We start from the raw sequence: 20,319 nt of genomic DNA, 5'->3' as shown, positions 1-20,319 counted from the left end.
AGCCACCCCGTCGCATCTCTCATCGAAGATCGCACAAGCGAACGACGATGCTAGACGATCCGACTGAGAGCCGCCCTCGGGGTTTCAGACAACCGGTGGCGGTCAGACACCCGGTGGCGGTTCAGACAACCGGTGGCGGTTCAGACAACCGGTGGCGGTTCAGACAACCGGTGGCGGTTCAAACGACCGGTGCCACCGACACCGCCGACAGCCGGTGCACATCCCTCGCCGATCCCGTGACCCCCGACAGGAACCCCTGCGCCCGGGGGGACGCCGTCTCCGTCAGCCAGTCCGGGTCGATGTCGCAGACCGAGACGCGGACCTCCGTGCCGGCCAGGGCGAGGGGGAGGGTGTGGACGACCGTGGACGGGAAGCTGAGGATCGTACGGCCGATGGGGCCCCGGCGGGCGATCAGTTCGAGGGGGAGGTCGGGGCGGACGATCTCCAGGCCCGTCTCCACGGCCAGCCGGTGGAGCTTGTCGGTCGCCTCGCGGCGGTGGGCGAAGTACCGGGTGGCGCCGTGGGTCTTGGCGAGGCCGGTCACCGCCTCCAGGTAGCGGTCGGCGTCGACCACGCCGGTCTCCACCAGGGACGTGCCCACCATGTCGGCACCCTTGGTGATGCGGGGCGGGCCGAAGCGGGCGCGGGTCCAGGCGAAGGCGTTGACCGACACGGTCACTCCCGCCGGCGTCTCCGTCATGGGCATCGAGGAGAAGATCCCGACTCCCCGGCCCTCCCCCGGCGTCAGGCGTCTGCGGGCCGCCGCCGAGATCGGGGCGAAGGCGAGGTCGCGGGGGCTCGGGCGGCCGCCCTTGCGGTGCCAGCGCACCAGGCGTTCACCGCGGGCCAGTTGGGCGACGAACTCCATCGTCGCCGTGCCGTCGTCGACGACGACCAGGTCGGGGGCGCGGGTGATGGTCAGGAGGAGCTGTACGTAGCGGGAGAAGGGGTCGCCCAGGACGACACGGTCGGCCCTGCGGAGCATCCCCGCCAGGCCGCCGATGGTCTGGAAGGGGGCCCCGGGGCCGCCCCTCGCCTCCTCCCAGCGGACCTCGTGGCCCTCCTCGCGGGCGAGTTCGGCCATCCGGCGCAGCTGGCCGCGGGTCATGGGGTCGGTCGGGGACAGCACGACGAGGGTGAGTTCGGCGCCGGGCGCGTGGGCGTGCGCCCACTCCAGCACGTTCAGGAGCTGTACCGGGCTCTCGACGAACGCGAGGGTGCGGGGGCCGGTGTTGCCGGCGCGGGGGCTCATCGACGTACGACCGTCCCGTCGTAGGGCGCTCATGTGGGGCGCGTCAGCAGGAGAGGCGCCGGGTCCCCAGGCGAACGACGCCTGAGGACCCGGCACTTGGTGGATCAGACCGAGACCGGCTCGCCCGCCGCCGCGGCGATCTCCGCCTCGGCGACGACGCCCGACACGCGGCGCAGCTTCTTCATCGGGCCGAGCTCGGAGTCGTAGACCTTCTTGACGCCGTCGCCCAGGGAGGCCTCGATGGTGCGGATGTCGCGGACCAGGCGCTGAAGGCCCTGCGGCTCGACGGAGGCGGCCTGGTCGGAGCCCCACATCGCGCGGTCCAGGGTGATGTGGCGCTCGACGAAGGTGGCGCCCAGGGCGACCGCGGCGAGGGTGGTCTGGAGGCCCGTCTCGTGGCCGGAGTAGCCGATCGGGACGTTGGGGTACTCCTCCTGGAGCGTGTTGATCACGCGCAGGTTGAGCTCCTCGGCCTTGGCCGGGTAGGTCGAAGTGGCGTGGCAGAGAAGGATGTTGTCCGAGCCGAGGACCTCGACCGCGTGGCGGATCTGCTTCGGCGTCGACATGCCGGAGGACAGGATGATCGTACGGCCGGTCGCGCGCAGGGCGCGGAGCAGCTCGTCGTCGGTCAGGGAGGCGGAGGCCACCTTGTGGGCCGGGACGTCGAACTTCTCCAGGAAGGCGACGGCCTCGGTGTCCCACGGGGAGGCGAACCAGGCGATCCCCTTCTCCTTGCAGTACTCGTCGATCTGGCGGTACTCGTCCTCACCGAACTCCACGCGGTGGCGGTAGTCGATGTAGGTCATGCGGCCCCAGGGGGTGTCGCGCTCGATGTCCCACTGGTCGCGCGGGGTGCAGATCTCGGGGGTGCGCTTCTGGAACTTCACGGCGTCGCAGCCGGCCTCGGCGGCCACGTCGATGAGCTTGAAGGCGTTCTCCAGCTCGCCGTTGTGGTTGATGCCGATCTCGCCGCAGATGTAGACGGGCTGGCCGGGGCCTGCGATGCGCTCGGTGCCGAAGGTGCGCAGACGGGAGTTGACAGACATGGCGGGTGATTTCCTTACTTGGTGAGGGAGTCGAGAGAGGGGCCGAGGATCCAGCTGGCGATCTCTCGGATCGCGCCGTCGCCACCGGGGACGGTGGTGACCGCACGGGCGGCGCCGCGTACCACGTCGTGGGCGCTCGCGACCGCCACGGGCCAGCCCACGAGGGCGAAGCACGGGAGGTCGTTGACGTCGTTGCCGACGTAGAGCACGCGCTCGGGCGCGATGCCCTGCTCCTCGCACCACTGCTTGAGGGCGAGGTCCTTCCGGTCGATGCCGTGCAGCACGGGGATCCTGAGCTTCCGTGCGCGGGCGGCGACGACCGGGTTCTGCTCCGTGGAGAGGATCAGCATCTTCAGGCCCGACTTGCGCAGGGCGGCGATGCCGAGTCCGTCGCCGCGGTGCACGGAGACGAACTCCTTTCCATCGGCGTCGATCAGCACCCGGTCGTCGGTCTGGGTGCCGTCGAAGTCCAGGACGACCGCGTCGACGTCCTCGAAGGACGGGAGCGCGCCGGGGCGGTCCGCGTCGAAGAGGGGGGCCAGCGCGCGGGCGCGGGCCAGGTCGTGCGGGTCGTCGATCTCCAGCACGCGCGCGGGGTCGGTGCGCACGAGTTCGGTGCGGCCGAAGAAGCGGTGCTGGTGCTTGCGGAAGCCGGACGCGTCCATCGCGTAGGCGGCGCCGGTCTCCAGGAGGTCCTGGGGGCGGTCCTGGCGGCGGGGGCGGAAGGACTTGTCGTGGTTGACGCCGTAGCCGCCGGGCTCTTGCGTGGGGTCGACCTCGTCGCGCCAGACGAAGCCGTGGAAGGGGGCCACGGTGACGGCCGTGTCGGCGCCGTTCTCGACGATCGCGGAGGCCACGCCGTCGATGTCCTCACGGACGATGAAGGGGCTGGTGCACTGCACGAACACCACCACGTCGACGGCGGAGCCGTGCAGGGCCTCGTGGGTGTCCATGGCATGCAGGACGGCGGCCTCGGAGGTGGCGGTGTCCCCGGCGATGGCGGCGGGGCGCAGCACGACCTCGGCGCCGGCCGAGCGGGCGGCGGCGGCGATGGCCTGGTCGTCGGTGGAGACGACCACGTCGGTCACCAGGCGGGTGGCACGGCACTCGCGCACGGCCCGGGCCACCAGCGGGACTCCGCCGACGGACGCGAGGTTCTTCGCGGGCACGCCCTTGGAGCCGCCCCGCGCGGGGATCACGGCGAGCACCCGGCGCACGGCGTGCGGGTGGGACATGAGGTCTACTCCTTGATACGGGGTCACAGCTCCCCCATGCGGATACGTGGTCACAGCTCCCCCATCCGCCGGATCACCGGAGCCACCCGCTGCACCCCGTGCCGGTACGCGCCGCGGGCCGCCCGGCGGACGATCTGCCGTACCGGGCCGGGGTCCTTGTCGGCGGCGGGGGCGCCCGGCAGCGGTGTGCCGTCGGGGCCGAGGTGGTGGCGGGCGAGGATGCCGGGCAGGTAGCCGGGGGCCGTGACGGGTGTGTAGTACGGGGTCAGCGGAGGCAGTTCGGGGGAGGCCAGCAGCTTGGTGATGCGTTCGCGGGCCGCGTCGAAGGCGTGCGCGTACGTCCCGTCGGCGACGACGCCCTGCCGGGCCACCCACTCCTCGTCGGGCACCGGCCGGTGTCCGGCGTCGAGCTGGTCCCAGGAGGCGAGGCAGCCGGAGCCCACGAAGTGGTGGTTGCCGAGCACCTCGCGCACACCGAGGTCGGTCAGGACGACCGTCGGGATACGCCGGTGCAGGGACTCCAGGGCGGCGGTGGAGCTGATGGTGACCAGCAGGTCGGTGTGGTCGAGGACCTGGCCCATGTTCCCGTACACGAGACGGAAGTTGGCCGGCGGATCGAGCCGCTGGACCAGCTTCTGGTACGGCAACTCCTCGATGTGGGTGGTGTGTTCGCCCGGCCTGGAGCGGAGCTTGAGCAGCACCTCGCGCTCGGGGTGCAGCCGTGCGTGCCGTACCAGCCGCTCCAGCAGGTAGGTGCGGTCCCTGCGGTTGTCGGGCACCGAGGGCTGCACCGCGAACACCACGGTGTACGGGGTGTGTTCGCCTTCGTAGGCCGTCCCGCCGAGGAACGGCAGGGCCACCTCGGTCACCGCGGAGGCGTCGGCGCCCACCCCCTCGTACACCGCGCGGAAACGCTCGGCGTCCTGGCGGGAGTTGGCGAGGACGAGGTCGGCTCCGTGCCGCAGGAGCAGGCCGTCGGCGAGCTTCTCGTAGACGACGCCGACATAGCCGGTGACGACGACGGGCCGCTTCCCAGGACCGAACCCGTTCTCCAGGCCGTCCCAGACCCGCGCGAGGCCGTGCAGCATCGCCTGGACGCCGCCGCCGACCAGGGCCAGCACGACGATGTCGTACGACGTCTCGGCCATGGCGCGCAGGAACTCGACGGCGGTGACCTCCCGCAGCGAGTCCGCGCGCACGCCCACCTCGTCGAGCTGACGCGCGGTGGGGGTGGCCCGGCCGCGCAGCAGGAATCCGTCCAGCGTGAAGCCGGCTTGCGCCCCGCCGCGCGAGGCGGCTTCCATGGACGAACCGGGGGCGATGCGGTCGGCGGTCAGCGCACCCCATTTCCAGCGGGTGTCGGAGTCCGCGAGGACGGCGATACGAAGGGACTTCGGAGAACTTGGCGGCACGACGAAGACGCTAGGAATCAATTCCAAGGTCCGGCCCAACCGCGAATCAACGAAAAGTTAACAACACCCCACCGAGAGCCGAACTGGCCCGCCGGAACCCCGGAAGTACACGGGATGCACCGATCCGACACATCGAGTTCACCCGAAGTACCCTTTCCGTAAAGTTCAGCTGCCGGACCGCCTTCTAGCGTTTCTCGGGTGCCTAAGCTCTCCGTCATCGTGCCGTTCTACAACGTGCAGCAATACGCCCCTGACACGCTCCGAAGTCTCCGTCTGAATGCCCGCCGGGATTTCGAGTTCGTGCTGGTGAACGACAAATCCAAGGACGAAACCCCGGCCATTCTCGACCGCGCGGCCGAGGAACTGTCGGACGTCGCCCAGGTGCAGGTGCTGCACCACGGGACGAACGGCGGGCTCGCCACCGCGCGCAACACCGGCCTGGACGCGGCCCGGGGCGAGTACCTGACCTTCCTGGACGGTGACGACTGGCTCGCGCCGGGCTACCTCACCGAACTGGTCACCGCCATCGAGGAGTTGGGCTGCGACTTCGTCCGCACCGACCATGTGCAGACGGTGGCGCGCGCCCGGACCGTGCACCGGGTGCCGATCGGGCGGCGGAACGAGGTGCTGAACCCGCGGGAGGCGATCCTGCCCGCCGACCGCTCGACCTCCGTGGACTACGCGTACGCGTGGGCCGGCGCCTACCACCGCCGGCTGCTCGACCGGGGTCTGCTGCACTTCACCGACGGACTGCGCACGGCCGAGGACCGGCCGTGGATCTGGAAGCTGCACCGCGAGGCGGAGTCGTTCGCCGTGCTGAGCCTGCTCGGCGTGTTCTACCGGCGCGGGGTGGCCTCCTCCCTCACCCAGATCGGCGACGCCCGACAGCTCGACTTCATCCGCGCCTTCGACCAGGTCATCGAGGAGACGGCGGCGGACCCGGACGCCGACCGGCTGCTGCCGAAGGCGGTGCGCACGTACTGCGCGATCATCGCCCACCACCTCTCCGACGAGTCCAAGTGGGAGCCCTCCGTGGCCCGGCAGCTGCGGACCCTCAGCGCGGCGGCCGTCAAGCGGATGCCGCAGGACATGCTCGGTGACGTGCTCGACACCATGGACCTGGACCGCTCCGCCAAGCTGCGGCGGCTGCGGCGGCGGGTCACCACGACTAAGGCGGTCGCGTGATGTCCCCGTCCGTTTCCCCCACCACACAGATCTTCTGTGCCTCGACGCTCTACGGCGCCGTCACCCTGGCCGCCGCGATCGACTCGGACCTCTTCGACGAGGCCGAGCGGCGGGTGCTGCTGGTGTTCAACAACACCGCGACACCGGAGATCTCGACCCCGCTGGACGAGATGCCGGGCTTCGCGCCCCTGCGGGACCACTTCGACGAGGTGCTGTCCTGGAACGAGGCCATCCGCCCCTTCCACCCGGGTTCCTGGGCTCCGCGCCCCGACGACATCCCCCTCTTCGAGCGCTATCTGCGGCTGCTGTGGGGCCTCGGCGAGGACCGGGTCGAACTGGTCCTGGAGTCCATCCAGGTCGCCCCGGCCCTCACCGTCGCCCAGATCTTCACCGGCGCCACCGTCGACGTGTACGCGGACGGCCTGATGAGCTACGGCCCCACCCGCAACAAGCTCGACCCGCTGGTCGGGACGCGGGTGCGCCGGCTGCTGCACCTGGACCTGATCCCGGGCCTCACGCCGATGCTGCTGACCGAGTTCGACGTGCCGCCGGTCGTGGTGCCGACGTCCGCGTTCCTCAAGGCCATGGGTGAAGTGACCGCGTCGGTCGAGGAGTTGCCCCGGGTCCCGGACGAGACGGCCCTGCTGCTCGGGCAGTACCTCTCCGCGCTGGACATCCTCTCCCCCGAGGAGGAGGAGGACCTGCACGTACGGATGCTGAAGGGCGCGGTCGCCAAGGGGCACCGCTCGGTCGTCTTCAAGCCGCACCCGAGCGCACCGGCCCGCTTCAGCCGCGCCCTGGAGACCGAGGCGGAGCGGCTGGGCGTCGAACTCACCGTCCTGGACGTGCCGGTGCTCGCCGAGGTGCTGTTCGAGAAGGCGCGGCCGGCGCTGGTCGTGGGCTGCTTCTCCACCGCGCTGTTCACGGCCTCGGCCCTCTACGACCTGCCGGCCGCGCGGATCGGCACCGAGCTGCTCCTCCAGCGGCTGACGCCGTACCAGAACAGCAACCGCGTCCCGGTGGTGCTGGCCGACGCGGTGCTGCCGGACCTGGAGGGCCGCCGCGGCGAGGAGGCGATGCCGGTGGACTCGCTCAACGAGCTCATCCCCGCGCTGAGTTACACCCTTCAGCCGAAGATCTACCCGCCGCTGCGCCCGGTCGCGGAGCGCTATCTCTCGCAGCACTTCGGCCCGCGCACCCGTCGCTACTTCCGCAAGAAGCGGCTCACCGCGCTCGGTCTGCCCGGCGGCATTCCCGGACGGCTGGCCTTCCTGCCCCGCAACGCGACCGCCCGCCGGGTGGTGCGCCGGGCACGGGCGCTGAAGAAGTCCGTGAAGCGGTAGGGGTTGCTCCCCGAGCGGCCGAGGTTGCTCCGGGGGGCCGGGAACAGTGCGGGAATCCTGCCCGTCGCCCCGGTGAACCCTTGGAGAGAGCTGGGCGAAGAGCGATCTCGTCGAACAGAAGTACTCAAGCGTGGTGCCTAACCTGCTGGTGGACGCCACTTCTCCCTGCTAGGGGTTACCACCGTGACCGAGACGGTCGTGAGCACCACCCAGCCGCAGCCCGTCCCGGCCGCGCCCGTTCAGGTCGCGCCCGTGAAACGCTCCGGGGGCCGCCTGCGGGCGCTGGACGGGCTGCGGCTGATCGCCGCGCTGATGGTGGCGCTGTACCACTACGGGGGGCGTGGCGGCGAGGTCACCAAGGCCTGGGGCAGCCCGGCCGACCAGCAGTTCCCCACCCTGCACACGCCGTTCGCCTACGGCTGTCTCGGCGTCCAGATCTTCTTCGTCATCAGCGGCTTCGTGATCTGCATGAGCGGCTGGGGCCGCCCGCTGCGCTCGTTCTTCGCCTCCCGGGTGTCCCGGCTGATGCCGGCGTACTGGGCGGCCGTGCTCCTGGTGGCCGGAGTGTTCGCGCTGCCGTGGGTGGCCTACAGGACGGTCTCGCCGAGCGACGCGCTGGTGAACCTCACCCTGCTCCAGCAGCCGCTGGGCGTGGACCGGGTGCTGGGCGTGGACTGGACGCTGTGGGCGGAGATCCGCTTCTACGCCCTGTTCGCGCTGGTGGTCGTCCTGCCGGGGGCGACCCGGCGCCGGGTCGTGATGTTCTGCGCCTGCTGGACGCTGGCGGCGGCGATCGCGCAGGGCGCGAGGATGCCGCTGCTGGACATCGTGCTGATGCCGGAGTACGCGCCGTTCTTCATAGGCGGGATGGGGCTCTACCTCGTCCACCGCGACCGCAGGGACGCCACCGCGTGGGGCATCGTCGCCGTCAGCTTCCTGGTCGGCCAGCACTACGCGGTGCGTGACCTGTGGAACGTCTCGGACCCGAACGCCTTCGCGCACCGGACGTCGTACGGGATCATCCTGGTCGTCGCCTTCGGGTTCCTGGCGGTCGCCGCGATCGCGCTCGGCTGGCTGGACCGGGCGAACTGGCGCTGGCTGACGGTGGCCGGGGCGCTGACGTACCCCTTCTACCTGGTGCACGAACACCTGGGCTGGGTGGTCATCCGCGTCCTGCACCGCGACCTTGGCCTCCCGTCCGCGGTGACCTTCGCCCTGACGATCGCCTCGATGCTGACCCTGGCCTGGCTCCTGACCCGCTTCGTCGAGGACCGCCTGACGCCACGCCTGCGGACAGCGCTCACCAGGGCACGCTGAGACAAGGCGTGCGGAGCTGTTCATCCGGCGTTCGCTTCTCCGCCCGCGGAGCCCTCGTCGGCCGAGCAGACTGGTCCCATGGGCGACGCACAGCAGACGCACACGTATCCCGGTGAACTCGGTGACGTACCCGGGTGGTTCCCGGCGCTCGACCAGACGCTGTTCACCTGGTTCCTGGAACGCCAGGCGGAACCGGGTGACCTGCTGGAGCTGGGCGTGTACATGGGCAAGAGCGCGATCCTGCTGGGTCGGCACCTGCGGGACGGCGAGCGGTTCACGGTGTGCGACCTGTTCGGGGGCGAGGCACCGGACGGCGCCAACCGCGCGGAGGCGACGAAGTCGTACGCCTCCCTCACCCGGCAGGCCTTCGAGCGGAACTACCTCTCCTTCCACGACGTCCTGCCGAAGGTGATCGAGGGCCCCACCTCGGTCGTCCCGGGCGAAGTGGCTGCGGGCACCTGCCGGTTCGTGCACATCGACGCCTCGCACCTCTACGAGCACGTGCACGGCGACATCGGCGCCGCCCGCGAGATCCTGCGCCCGGAGGGGATCGTCGTCCTGGACGACTTCCGCTCCGAGCACACCCCGGGCGTCTCGGTCGCCGTGTGGGAGGCAGTGCTGAACCGCGGTCTGCGACCGATCTGCCTCAGCACCCAGAAGCTGTACGCCACCTGGGGCGATCCGGAGCCCGTCCAGGAGGAGCTGCTGGCGATGCTGCGCGGTCGGACCGACGTGGGCCTGAGCGTGCAGGAGGCCGCCGGTCACCGGCTGGTGCGGGCGCGGGCCCAGAAGATGCAGCCGCCGCCGTTCCCGCGCTCCCGGCACTACGTGCCCCCCGCTGCCGCCCCCGGCCCCGCCCCGAGGCCACGGCGTTCCCCGGCCCGCCGTATCGCCGTGGACCTGCTGCCGCCCGTGGTCACCCGCGCGGTACGGAAGGCCCTCGCCCGGTAGCCGAACAGCAGTCCCGCCCTGTCCGGCGGCCGATCACGCGCTGGCCAGCGACAGCTTCACCGCGAACCCCAGGAACAGCGCTCCCGCGGCGGACGTCGCCCCGGCGGACAGCAGCCGCCTGCGCCGGAAGGCCTCCGCCAGCCTCGTCCCGCTGAATATCAGCACGGTGAGGTACAGGAAGCTGGCCACCTGGGCGAACGCCCCGAGCACCACGAAGGAGACGGCCGGATACGCGTACGCCGGGTCCACGAACTGCACGAAGAAGGCGATGAAGAACAGGATCGCCTTGGGGTTGAACAGGCTGATCACGAGGGCCTTGCGGTACGGCCGTTCCGCGGGACCTGCCGGGGCCACCTCCGCGTCGGCCACCGGCGAGCGCCGGCTCCGCCACATCCCCCACGCGGCCCGCAGCATCCCGACCGCGAGCCAGGTCAGATACCCGGCCCCGGCGTACTTCACGATCCCGAACAGCACGGCGTTGGCCTGGAGCAGCGAGGCCACCCCGGCCGCGGACAGTGTCATCAGCACGGTGTCCCCGCACCACACCCCGGCCGCGGCGGTGTAGCCGGCCCGCACGCCCCGCCGCGCGGCGACGGAGACGACATAGAGCGAGTTGGGCCCGGGCAGCAGCACGATCAGGACAAGGCCTGCCAGGTAGGTGGGGAGGTCGATGACACCGAACATGCAGACGAGTGTCGCATTCAGAACGCGTCCGAAGGAACGTACGTGCCCCACACCTCGCGCAGGGCACCGCACACCTCGCCGACCGTCGCCCGGGCCCTGAGGGCGTTCTTCATGGGGTACAGGACGTTGTCCTCGCCCTCGGCGGCCTTCTTGAGGGCGGCCAGGGCCGCGTCCACGGCGGCGCCGTCGCGTTCGGCGCGGAGCCGGGCGAGGCGTTCGGTCTGCTGGGACTCGATGGCGGGGTCGACCCGGAGGGGCTCGTACGGCTCCTCCAGGTCGAGCTGGAACCGGTTGACGCCGACCACGACCCGCTCGCCCGCGTCGGTCTCCTGGGCGATGCGGTAGGCGTTGCGCTCGATCTCGTTCTTCTGGAAGCCGTGCTCGATCGCGGCGACCGCGCCACCGAGGTCCTCGACCTTCCGCATCAGGTCCAGCGCGGCCGCCTCCACGTCGTCGGTCAATCGCTCGATGACGTACGACCCGGCGAAGGGGTCGACCGTCGCGGTCACGTCCGTCTCGTAGGCCAGCACCTGCTGGGTGCGCAGGGCCAGGCGGGCGGACTTGTCCGTCGGCAGGGCGATCGCCTCGTCGAAGGAGTTGGTGTGCAGGGACTGGGTGCCGCCGAGGACGGCCGCGAGGCCCTGGACGGCCACCCGGACCAGGTTCACCTCCGGCTGCTGCGCGGTCAGCTGGACGCCGGCGGTCTGTGTGTGGAAACGCAGCATCAGCGACTTCGGGTTCTTCGCGCCGAACTCCTCGCGCATCACCCGCGCCCAGATGCGGCGGGCGGCACGGAACTTGGCCACCTCCTCCAGGAGCGTTGTGCGGGCGACGAAGAAGAACGACAGGCGGGGTGCGAAGTCGTCGACGTCCATGCCGGCCGCGACGGCCGTACGCACGTACTCGATGCCGTCGGCGAGGGTGAAGGCGATCTCCTGCGCGGGCGAGGCACCCGCCTCCGCCATGTGGTAGCCGGAGATCGAGATCGTGTTCCACCTCGGGATCTCGGTCCCGCAGTACTTGAAGATGTCCGCGGTCAGACGCAGGGAGGGCTTGGGCGGGAAGATGTACGTGCCGCGCGCGATGTACTCCTTCAGCACGTCGTTCTGGATCGTGCCGGTGAGCTTCTCGGCCGGGACGCCCTGTTCCTCCGCGACCAGTTGGTACAGGAGCAGGAGGAGGGCGGCGGGGGCGTTGATCGTCATCGACGTCGACACCTGGTCCAGCGGGATCCCCTCGAACAGCACCCGCATGTCGTCGACGGAGTCGATCGCCACGCCCACCTTGCCGACCTCGCCGTGCGCGATCGGGGCGTCGGAGTCGTGGCCCATCTGGGTGGGCAGGTCGAAGGCGACGGACAGGCCCGTGGTGCCGTGGGCGATCAGCTGCCGGTAGCGGGCGTTGGACTCCACGGCCGTGCCGAAACCGGCGTACTGGCGCATGGTCCAGGGTCGGCCGGTGTACATGGACGGGTACACGCCCCGCGTGAAGGGGTACGCGCCCGGCGCACCGAGCTTCTCGGCGGGATCCCAGCCCTGAAGGGCCTCGGGACCGTAGACGGGTTCGATGGGCAGTCCGGACTCCGACTCACGCGTCATGTCCACCACGGTATTGCGGTGTCGCGGGGAGCGCCGCCGGGTGGTCGGCGAGCGGGGGAAACGGGCCGGGTCGTTCGTCGGCGGGCGAGTGGGTCGTTCGTCGGCGGGCGAGTGGGGGGAGACATCGAGGGGATGTCGGTGAGACGGCTGGGGGTCCGGATGCGTACTACGGGCATGGGGCGAGGGTTCGCGGCACTGCTGGTCCTGGCGCTGGCCTGCGGCTGCACGGTGCAGGGCACCGGCGAGGACGGCGACGGCAAGCGGCACCTCCCCGTGCGGATCGAGGTGCCGAAGCGCAGTACCCCGCCGGCGCGGGACCCCGGCCCCGGCGCGACGCCGTCGGCACAGGACCCCAAGTCCGGCACGACAGCGCCGAGCGCCTCCGCCGTGCTGTGGTCGCGCGGCGACACCGGGCCCGGCGTGCGGGAGCTCCAGGCCCGGCTGCGGCAGGTCGCATGGCTGTACGACGGCCCGACGGGGTCGTACGACGATCTCACCGAGCGGGCGGTGAAGGGGTTCCAGGGCAAGCGCGGGCTGCCGAGGACCGGGCGGACCGACACGGTCACCTGGAAGCGGCTGAAGGCCATGACGCACGAGCCGGGCCAGTGGGAGCTGTACCTGATGGGCGGACAGCCGGCCGACGCCCCGGACCCGCGCTGTCTGACCGGGCGGGTGCTGTGCATCAGCAAGACGAGCCGGACCCTGCGCTGGATGATCGACGGCCGCACGCTGACGACTGTGTCGGTCCGTTTCGGCTCGGTGGGCACCCCGACCCGGGAGGGTGTGTTCAGCGTCTACTGGAAGTCACGGCACCATGTGTCAACGCTCTACGACTCCCCCATGCCGTACGCGATGTTCTTCAGCGGGGGCCAGGCGGTGCACTACTCGGCCGACTTCGCGGCCCACGGCTACGCGGGCGCCTCGCACGGTTGCGTCAACGTGCGGGACGAGGGGGCGATCGCGAGCCTGTTCGCCCAGGTGCGGAACGGCGACAAGGTCGTCGTCCACTGGTGAGCGCGGGAAGTTCGGGAAGCTAAGGGGCGCGGACGGGACCGGGGGAACGTGTCCCGCCCGCGCCAGGTGCACGAGCCGTAGGTACGGGGGGAACCCCGGCTCTGTGCGACGGCCGATGACCAGTCGGCTCACTCATTACTGCGCCATGGCGTCCGAAAACGTCACACCCACCGGGACGGGAGCTGTCGCGGGCGCGAAAGATGCAGGTCAGCGGGTTGGGAAGGGTCAGAGCGCGCTGTACGACGGGCTCGGCTCCGGGTCCGGGCCGGGGCTCGGTGACATCGTTTCCCCGCTCGGGCCGGGCGTCGGGGCGAGGGAGGCGGGGTGGGTGGCGCCGCCGTGGGGTCCGGGGCGGTCGTCGTGGGGGGCGGAGCGGTCCTGGGGGGCCATGAACTGGCTGTTGTGCCGGCCGTCCTTGTCTCCCTGATCGCCCTGATCGCCCTGGTCGCCTTGTCCGTTGCCGCCGCCGTCGCGGTCGCGGTCGCGGTCGCGGTCGTCGCGGCCCTTCCCGCCGCCCCGGCCGTTCCCGTCCTTGTCGTCGTTCTTGCCGCCGTGCCCGCCCCGGCCGCCGCCCTTGCGGTCGTCGCCTTTGCGGTCGTCGCCCTTGTGGTCGTCGGAGCCGGCGTGGGCGCCGCCCTCGGACAGGACGCCCTTGCAGAACGTCCACACCCTCGGCGAGCCGCCCGCCGCGCCCTCCAGCGAGCGCCTGCGGTTCGGGGTCAGTCCCTTGCCCTCGTGCAGGTCACGGCAGGACGAGAGCGCGGATCTCCAGTCGCCCCCGGGACGGACGCCGAGCCCCTCGGAGGCCGAGCCGCGGGCGGTGTCGCGCGAACCGGCCTCGCCCGACGGGGACCCCCCGGGCGAGGGCGAGGCCTCGGGGACCCGGGGCGAAGAGGACCCGGGCGGACGGGTCGGGGAGACGTCCGCGGACACCGACGCGCCGGGCTCCGGTTCGTCGTTGCCGGACGGCGCCAGGGCTCCGGTTCCGGCCACGACCGCGGCTCCGCCCACCACCCCGGCGGCCAGGACGGCGGCCAGGCCGAAGTGCGCGGAGCGGCGCCGGCGGGCAGACGCGGCCTTCGGACCAGGGGCGCCGATGCGTACGAGACCGGCGTCGGCGGGGTCGGCGGAGTCGCGTCCGCTGCCCTGGGGCAGGCCGGGCACGGGAGGGCTCTCCCAGTCGTCCGCACGGTCCGCGCGCGCCTTGCGGAAGGCGGCCAACGCGGCCTCCTCGCCGGGCAGTTCGGTGCTGGTCGGCGGGGGTTCCGCGGTCAGTGCGGCGAGGGTCCGCGCGAGGAGTTCGACCTGGTCGCGGGTGGTCGCGTCGACAGCTTCCAGTGACTCGCCGCGCAGCAACCGCTCCGCTGTCTCGAGGTCCAGCCACCTGTAGCTCTCGTCGGCCATCACATGTCCTTCTGCGTCCGCGGACGCATATGCGTCACAGTCGCGGACGTCACCGCACGGTCCTGCGGTTCTCGCTGGGGCGGCAGGGCATCGAGCGCGCCGGTGGATTCCGGATCCGCGTCGAGGAGTTCGGCGAGCCGTTTCAGTCCCCGGTGCGCGGCGGTCCGTACGGCGCCCGGACGCTTGCCCAGGGTCTCGGCGGCGGTCTTGGCGTCCAGGCCGACCACCACCCGCAGCACCACGGCCTCGGCCTGGTCCTGGGGCAGCCGGGCGATGAGCGAGAGGGTGGTACCGGTGGTGAGCGCCTCGATGGCCTCGCCCGCGGTGTCCGACTCGGCGGGCTTGCCGGTCAGCTCGGTCTCGTCACCGCCGATGGCGGGGCGGCGGCCGCGCATCCGTATGTGGTCCAGGGCGCGGTTGCGGGCTATCCGGGCGGCCCAGCCGCGGAAGCGGTCCGCGTCGCCGTCGAAGCGGTCCAGGTCACGGGCTATCTGGAGCCAGGCCTCGGAGGCCACGTCCTCGGCGTCCGGATCGCCGACCAGTGTCCGGACGTATCCGAGCAGCCGCGGGTGCACGGTGCGGTACACAGTACGGAACGCGGTCTCGTCCCCGTCCTGTGCCGCAAGCACCGCGGCAGTCAGCTCCGCGTCGTCCCCCAGCACCCGTGAATCCTCAATACGTGGTCGCGATCGATGGTCGTCGCTTCGAGCCGTCGAGGGTGGTGGTGATCGTTCGTGAGTCGCGTTTGATCATTCAACATCCGCGCCCGGCGCGAAAGGCACGTTACGACCTGAAACCGCTGCTCGTCCATGTCCGTACAAAAAGCGGCCGGGTCGTGATCAGGGGGCGGGGTGTGACACAAACCGCACCCGCGGCGCTGTAGAGAGTACGGGCCGCCGCGCGGCCCGTGCCGCGCGACGGCCGGGGCCTCTCCTGTGGGGGGTGGCGGCCTCGGCCGTCTCCCGGGCCATCGGCTCTGCGCCGTGGTGATGCGCCCGTGGGAGTTGTCTGGGACCTTCCTGGGACCTCCAGCCGCATCACCCAGTGCGAGCGCGAAACAACCGAAAAGGCATTCATACAGATATCTGACAGTTCCCTGAAGGACTGCCGCAGCACCGAGAGAGGTGCGGCGGCAGTCCCGGCGCTCCGCTGCGGTCAGGCGGCCGGGGGAAAGGCCGTGCTGATGGCGTGGGTGTCCTCGTACATGTGGTAGCCCACGATTCGGCCGTCGGCCACGGTGATGTGCAGGGCGAAGTCGTTGGTGAACGTCCTGCCTGTGACCCGCACCCCGAAGCGGCTGCGGCCCAGAACCACCGCGTGCCGGTCGTCGGCGACCGTGGTGTGGAGGGTGAACTCCTCGGCCGGGGTCAGCTCCTTGGTGAGGACGGCGAAGAAGTCTGCTATCTCCGACCGGGTGGAGCGGCTCCCGGCCCAGGGCACGTTGGCAGCGCCGCCGACCTCGAAGTCGACCCGCTCGGCGAACAGGTCGAGGGCGCCAGGGAGGTCTCCGCTGCCGAAGCGGTCGAAGAAGGCGTTGACCACCGCGCGAGCGGTCGGTGCAGCCGTGGTCATGGCCGTGCTCCCTTCAGGACTGGACCGACGGCGCCGGCTTGATGTTCTGGTTCACCCGGAACACGTTGTTCGGGTCGTACTTCGCCTTCAGCTGCGACAGCCGCTTGTAGTGACCGGCGCCGTAGGCCGAGATGATCCGCCGTTCACCCTCGTCGAGAAGTTCGTTGACGTACACGCCGCCGGACGTGAACCGCTGCATGCGGTCGTACGCCTCCCGGCACCAGGCGGTGTTGACGTCGTCGTCCTTCTCGTCGGTCCAGCCGCCGAGCAGGGTCACCAGGAAGCCGTCCTCGCGGTGCGGGAAGGCCGTCGCCTCCGGCGCGACACGAGACACCTGTCCGCCCAGCAGCATCATGCCCACCTGGGTCAGCGGCGACCTACGGTCCTGGAACCCCTCGAGCAGCGTGCCGAGGGCGTCGGCGGTGATGGTGGGAATCATGAAGGACCGGGTGTAGTAGCGGCGGTGGTGCACCATGTCCGCGTCGCTGAGCTGCTGGACCTTCGGGTAGGTCATCGTCTCGGAGGTCCGCAGGAACGGCTCGGGGCCGAATCCGGCGAGAGCTTCGACGAGCTGGTCCGTGTCCTCGGCGGGCGCCGTGTCGACGTAGCGGATGGCGATGCCCGGCTCGCCGTCCTCCAGGTCGAGGCAGCCCAGGGCGAGCCCCAGCCGGTCGGGAGCGGTCCGGGCAAAATCGGACACGCCCTCGGCGACGGCGCGGTGGTCGGCGCCCCGGTAGACCACGACGCCGGTGCGGCACGCGCCCTGGGGGTGCAGCTTGTACTCGAACGACGTCACGATGCCGAAGTTGCCGCCGCCGCCCCGGATCGCCCAGAAGAGGTCGGCGTCGTCGTCCGCACTGGCCCGTCGCACCTCGCCATTCGCGAGCACGACGTCGGCGGCGATGAGGTTGTCGACGGTGAGGCCCTGCGCCCGGCACAGCCATCCGATGCCACCGCCGAGGGTGAGACCGGCGATGCCGGTGTGCGAGACCTGGCCGCCGGTCACGGCGAGTCCGAACCGGTAGGTCTCATCGTCGAGGTCGGCCAGCAGCAGACCGGGCTCGGCGATCGCCACGCCCTGCTGCAGGTCGACCCGGATGCCCTTCATCCGGGTCAGGTCGACGACCAGGCCGTCGTCGATCGTCGAGTGCCCCGGATAGCTGTGCCCGCCACTGCGTACGGCCAGCGACACGTCGTGCCGGGTGGCGAAGCGCACGGCCTCGACCACGTCGGCCGCTCCCGCGCAGCGCACGATCAGCCCCGGGTTGCGGTTGAAATATCCGTTCCACACCAGTCGGGCCTGGGCGTACCCGTCGTCCTGCTGTCCGAGGACATCACCGCGTACGGCGGTGCGCAGCGCGTCGATGTCGGCCGCCGCGACGGGCTGTCCGGAACGGTTCTTCAGCGTCATGGTGTCTCCTGCGTGGCTCGTCGGTGCGGCAACTGCGGCCGACGGAAGAAGGTTTGGGTGGGAGGTGGAACGGCCCGCAGGTCACGCGGCCCGGCTGCCGGCGGTGATCAGCGCGACAATGCCGTCGACGCTCCCCGCCTCCAGAAGCTCGTCTTCGGGTATGCGCAGCCCGTGGTCGCGCTCGATGATGACCGAGAGCTCGAGCATGACCAGCGAGTCCAGTTCGAGGCCGGAGAACGCAGTGGCGGGGGTGATGTCGTCTTCGACGGCGAACTTCTCCACAAGAATGTTCACGATGCGGTCGGCGATGGCGTCCATGACTGCCTTTCACGAGTGGGTCGGACCGCCCAACGGTGGGTGGTCGTCGAGGGAGTGGGCCGGGCTGTGCGGCGGGCGCCTGCCCGTCAGGCGCGGGAGGTCGGCGCGAGGGCCTTGACGTCGGGCCAGCGCAGGGCGGTTGAACCCCAGCTCAGGCCGCCTCCGAAGGACGTCAGCAGGACGTTCTGTCCCGGCTTGAGGTCTCCGCCGGCCGCCGCGTCGGCCAGCGCCAGGGGGATGGAGGCGGCGGAGGTGTTCCCGACCCGGTCGAGGTGGACCAGGACGCGGGAGCGGTCGACGTGCATCACGTCGGCCACGGTGTTCAAGATGCGCGCGTTGGCCTGGTGGCCGACGAACCAGTCGACGTCGTCTGTGCTCCAGCCGATCCGCCGGAGCAAGGCCGCGGAGGAGCCGGACATCCGGTCCACGGCGTGGGTGAAGATCTCCTTGCCGCGCATGGACAGGTAGTTGTCCGCCTCGCGCAGCGGCTCCCGTCGGGACCGCTGCCGCGATCCGCCGGCCGGCAGGACGGCCAGGTCCTTGTGGGCGCCGTCGCTGCCCAGGTCGAACCCGGCGAGCGCGCCGGGCTCGCTTGCGTCCCCGGCACGCAGGACGGCGGCGCCCGCACCGTCACCGAAGATGATGGCGGTCGCGCGGTCCTGCGGATCGAGCCGGGTGGACCAGATGTCCGCGCCGATCACGAGGACCCGTTCACAGTTGCCGGAGGCGATCGCTCCGGTCGCCGAGTGGAGTCCGTAGATGAATCCCGCGCAGGCCGCCGAGAGGTCGTAGCCGGGAGTGCCGTCCAGGCCCAGGTCGGACGCGACACGCGGGGCCGTGGCCGGCATGGGCTGGTCCGGGGTGCTGGTCGCCAGGACCACCAGGTCGACCGAGTCGACGCCCGCTGACTCCAGGGCCCGCCGGGCCGCCTCGACCGCGAGGTCGCCGGTGCTGACGCCCGCGTCGGCCCAGTGGCGGCTGCCTATGCCCGTTCTGGTGCGGATCCACTGGTCGTTGGTGTCGACCAGGGTGGAGATCTCGTCGTTGTCCACCACCCGCTCCGGAACCATGGCTCCGATGCCGGCGAGGACGGCGGCACGGTTCATGACCGGCCCCGGCGTAGGTGGGAACGGTGGTCGCCGTTCATTCTTGTGTTCCTTCCATGTCGGGCGCTACGGCAGCCGGTGAGCGGCCGAGCAGGTGACGGACATGTGCTGGAGCTCCCCGGCGATCTCCACGGACCGCCAGGTGTCTCCCTCACGTGTGGTGAGGAGCTGGGGTTCGGCCAGCCGAACGGAGAGCGGGGCGGGCGAGGTCACCGGCCGCGCTGTGTCCGCGATCGTGAGGACGGACTGGCGCATCCACAGCGTGTTGCTCTCGGAGCGCGGTACGCCGTCGAGTTCGTAGAGCAGGATCTGCCCGAGCTGGATGGCGCAGACGAAGACATCGAGGATCGAGGTGGCCGGGTGGCTGTAGCTCTCGAGTCCCTGCACGGTGAGCGCAGCCGGGGCCGAACTCCGGGAACCCACCGTCGCCCGGGCGCTCAGCTCCCCGAGATCCACCCGAAGGTCCTGGATGAGCTGGCTCTTGGTCTTGTGCGCGGCCCGGAACGGCCGGAGTTCGGCGGGGCCCAGAAGGTCGTCCGGACCGTGGTACCCGCCGGTGCCCGGTCGTACGGTGCCGGCCGGGTGCTCGATCTCGCACCGGACCCGCAGCGCGCCCACCTGGCAGTCGGCCACGGAGACCCGCCGTGCTGTGTGCGCCTGCGGCGGCAGCGAGGTGATGGCGGCCCGGACTTCGAACCCGTCGAGCGCCTCCTCCACCGGGCTGGTGCCCGCCTTCATCCGGACTTTGCGCAGCCGCATCTCGCTGCGGCTGCGCGCGTCGAGGCCCAGGGCGTGCGTGAGGTACACCTCCGCGACCTCGCCTGCCAGCAACAGCACGTCGATGCTGCTCAGATGCGGTGCCTGGTTCCGCCGGCCCTTCCTGGACCAGTCCTCCGGGTAGCGCACGGACGCCCGTGCGCGCACGGATCCGGCGCCGTCGGGGCCCACGTCCAGCACGATGTCCCCGAGTGTCTGCACGGCCCGTTTGTAGCCGTCCCCGAAGAACCGTTTCTCGCCAGGACCCAGATAGTCGTCGACGGTACGGCGCACAGATTCCGGCGCGGTAGTCGTGTCGGTCATGTCGTTCCTCCCGTTGGGTGGCGCGGTGGGGCTAGTTGTGCTCGTCGACCCAGCTCATGAGCCCGCGCAACTGCTTGCCGGTGGTCTCCAGCAGGTGCTCGGAGTCCGCCGTCCGGCGCGCCTCGTACTTCTTCAGACCGCCGTGGTACTCGGCCATCCACTCACGCGCGAAGGTGCCGTCCTGGATCTCGGCGAGGACCTTCTTCATCTCGGCCTTGGTGGCGTCCGTGATGATCCGCGGGCCGGTGACGTAGTCGCCCCACTCGGCGGTCTCGGAGATCGACCAGCGCATCTTCTCCAGGCCGCCCTCGTACATGAGGTCGACGATGAGCTTCAGCTCGTGCAGGCACTCGAAGTACGCGATCTCCGGCTGGTAGCCGGCCTCGGTCAG

At 71.0% G+C, this 20,319-nt stretch carries 19 protein-coding genes and 1 pseudogene; 6 read left to right on the top strand and 14 right to left on the bottom strand.

Translation table 11 applies throughout. From position 1 onward, the window contains the following. Positions 1 to 178: 178 nt before the first annotated feature. The 4 genes from H295_RS0141260 to H295_RS0141245 form a co-directional block, all read right to left on the bottom strand. On the bottom strand, positions 179 to 1,252 hold the full coding sequence (locus H295_RS0141260; RefSeq protein ID WP_020141224.1) for a hypothetical protein: 1,074 nt from the start codon (positions 1,250 to 1,252) through the stop codon (positions 179 to 181). Between the two features lie 104 nt (positions 1,253 to 1,356). Continuing rightward, a complete protein-coding gene (locus H295_RS0141255; RefSeq protein WP_020141223.1) occupies positions 1,357 to 2,298 on the bottom strand; it encodes an N-acetylneuraminate synthase family protein in 942 nt (313 codons plus the stop codon). 14 nt (positions 2,299 to 2,312) lie between these two features. After that, positions 2,313 to 3,533, bottom strand: coding sequence for an N-acylneuraminate cytidylyltransferase (locus H295_RS0141250; RefSeq protein ID WP_020141222.1), 1,221 nt, complete (start codon positions 3,531 to 3,533; stop codon positions 2,313 to 2,315). 50 nt (positions 3,534 to 3,583) lie between these two features. Then, a complete protein-coding gene (locus H295_RS0141245) occupies positions 3,584 to 4,945 on the bottom strand; it encodes a DUF6716 putative glycosyltransferase (protein ID WP_020141221.1) in 1,362 nt (453 codons plus the stop codon). A gap of 198 nt (positions 4,946 to 5,143) precedes the next feature. Between H295_RS0141245 and H295_RS0141240 the strand changes: the two genes are divergently transcribed. The 4 genes from H295_RS0141240 to H295_RS0141225 all read left to right on the top strand — a co-directional run bounded on the left by H295_RS0141240 (position 5,144) and on the right by H295_RS0141225 (position 9,741). Beyond that, positions 5,144 to 6,130: a glycosyltransferase family 2 protein gene (locus H295_RS0141240; protein WP_028810215.1), complete on the top strand. Its 987-nt coding sequence runs from the start codon at positions 5,144 to 5,146 to the stop codon at positions 6,128 to 6,130. Further along, positions 6,130 to 7,473: an alpha-2,8-polysialyltransferase family protein gene (locus H295_RS0141235; RefSeq protein WP_020141219.1), complete on the top strand. Its 1,344-nt coding sequence runs from the start codon at positions 6,130 to 6,132 to the stop codon at positions 7,471 to 7,473. The genes H295_RS0141240 and H295_RS0141235 overlap by 1 nt, the downstream gene beginning before the upstream one ends. 183 nt (positions 7,474 to 7,656) lie before the next feature. Continuing rightward, complete coding sequence (locus H295_RS0141230; RefSeq protein WP_020141218.1) at positions 7,657 to 8,790, top strand: acyltransferase family protein; 1,134 nt, start codon at positions 7,657 to 7,659, stop codon at positions 8,788 to 8,790. Positions 8,791 to 8,868: 78 nt separating this feature from the next. Next, the gene (locus H295_RS0141225; RefSeq protein ID WP_020141217.1) at positions 8,869 to 9,741 is read left to right on the top strand and encodes a class I SAM-dependent methyltransferase; all 873 of its coding nucleotides are present in this window, start codon (positions 8,869 to 8,871) and stop codon (positions 9,739 to 9,741) included. Between the two features lie 33 nt (positions 9,742 to 9,774). On the opposite strand, the gene leuE is transcribed toward H295_RS0141225, so the two are convergent. Both leuE and H295_RS0141215 read right to left on the bottom strand, forming a co-directional pair. Then, complete coding sequence (gene leuE / locus H295_RS0141220) at positions 9,775 to 10,425, bottom strand: leucine efflux protein LeuE (RefSeq protein WP_020141216.1); 651 nt, start codon at positions 10,423 to 10,425, stop codon at positions 9,775 to 9,777. Between the two features lie 17 nt (positions 10,426 to 10,442). Continuing rightward, complete coding sequence (locus tag H295_RS0141215) at positions 10,443 to 12,023, bottom strand: acyl-CoA mutase large subunit family protein (protein WP_020141215.1); 1,581 nt, start codon at positions 12,021 to 12,023, stop codon at positions 10,443 to 10,445. Between the two features lie 174 nt (positions 12,024 to 12,197). Here H295_RS0141215 and H295_RS0141210 point away from each other — a divergent pair, with 174 nt between their 5' ends. Continuing rightward, on the top strand, positions 12,198 to 13,037 hold the full coding sequence (locus H295_RS0141210; protein WP_020141214.1) for a L,D-transpeptidase family protein: 840 nt from the start codon (positions 12,198 to 12,200) through the stop codon (positions 13,035 to 13,037). A 225-nt stretch (positions 13,038 to 13,262) separates the two neighbouring features. On the opposite strand, the gene H295_RS0141205 is transcribed toward H295_RS0141210, so the two are convergent. Further along, entirely contained in the window at positions 13,263 to 14,441 is a 1,179-nt protein-coding gene (locus H295_RS0141205) for a hypothetical protein (RefSeq protein WP_020141213.1), read from the bottom strand. Beyond that, positions 14,441 to 15,103: an RNA polymerase sigma factor gene (locus tag H295_RS0141200; RefSeq protein ID WP_020141212.1), complete on the bottom strand. Its 663-nt coding sequence runs from the start codon at positions 15,101 to 15,103 to the stop codon at positions 14,441 to 14,443. Before H295_RS0141200 ends, H295_RS0141205 begins: the two co-directional genes overlap by 1 nt. Positions 15,104 to 15,120: 17 nt before the next feature. Here H295_RS0141200 and H295_RS47405 point away from each other — a divergent pair, with 17 nt between their 5' ends. Further along, positions 15,121 to 15,324 carry a hypothetical protein gene (locus H295_RS47405; protein ID WP_158691131.1) on the top strand — a complete coding sequence of 68 codons (204 nt, stop codon included), beginning with the start codon at positions 15,121 to 15,123 and terminating at the stop codon, positions 15,322 to 15,324. Positions 15,325 to 15,596: 272 nt separating this feature from the next. Here H295_RS47405 and H295_RS0141195 read toward each other — a convergent pair whose 3' ends face one another. The 6 genes and pseudogenes from H295_RS0141195 to H295_RS0141170 all read right to left on the bottom strand — a co-directional run. Continuing rightward, complete coding sequence (locus H295_RS0141195; RefSeq protein ID WP_020141211.1) at positions 15,597 to 16,013, bottom strand: nuclear transport factor 2 family protein; 417 nt, start codon at positions 16,011 to 16,013, stop codon at positions 15,597 to 15,599. Positions 16,014 to 16,026: 13 nt separating this feature from the next. Then, positions 16,027 to 17,424 carry an FAD-binding oxidoreductase gene (locus H295_RS0141190; RefSeq protein WP_020141210.1) on the bottom strand — a complete coding sequence of 466 codons (1,398 nt, stop codon included), beginning with the start codon at positions 17,422 to 17,424 and terminating at the stop codon, positions 16,027 to 16,029. Between the two features lie 81 nt (positions 17,425 to 17,505). Continuing rightward, the gene (locus H295_RS44460) at positions 17,506 to 17,742 is read right to left on the bottom strand and encodes an acyl carrier protein (protein WP_020141209.1); all 237 of its coding nucleotides are present in this window, start codon (positions 17,740 to 17,742) and stop codon (positions 17,506 to 17,508) included. An 86-nt stretch (positions 17,743 to 17,828) separates the two neighbouring features. After that, positions 17,829 to 18,848, bottom strand: coding sequence for a beta-ketoacyl-ACP synthase III (locus H295_RS0141180; RefSeq protein WP_020141208.1), 1,020 nt, complete (start codon positions 18,846 to 18,848; stop codon positions 17,829 to 17,831). A gap of 66 nt (positions 18,849 to 18,914) precedes the next feature. Next, the gene (locus H295_RS0141175) at positions 18,915 to 19,928 is read right to left on the bottom strand and encodes an AvrD family protein (protein ID WP_020141207.1); all 1,014 of its coding nucleotides are present in this window, start codon (positions 19,926 to 19,928) and stop codon (positions 18,915 to 18,917) included. A gap of 31 nt (positions 19,929 to 19,959) precedes the next feature. Then, positions 19,960 to 20,319: pseudogene (locus tag H295_RS0141170) on the bottom strand (ketol-acid reductoisomerase); the annotation flags it as partial.

The organism is Streptomyces sp. 351MFTsu5.1 (genome assembly GCF_000383655.1).
GTDB classification, from domain to species: Bacteria; Actinomycetota; Actinomycetes; order Streptomycetales; family Streptomycetaceae; genus Streptomyces; species Streptomyces griseorubiginosus.
This window is presented reverse-complemented; position numbering and strand designations above follow the sequence as displayed.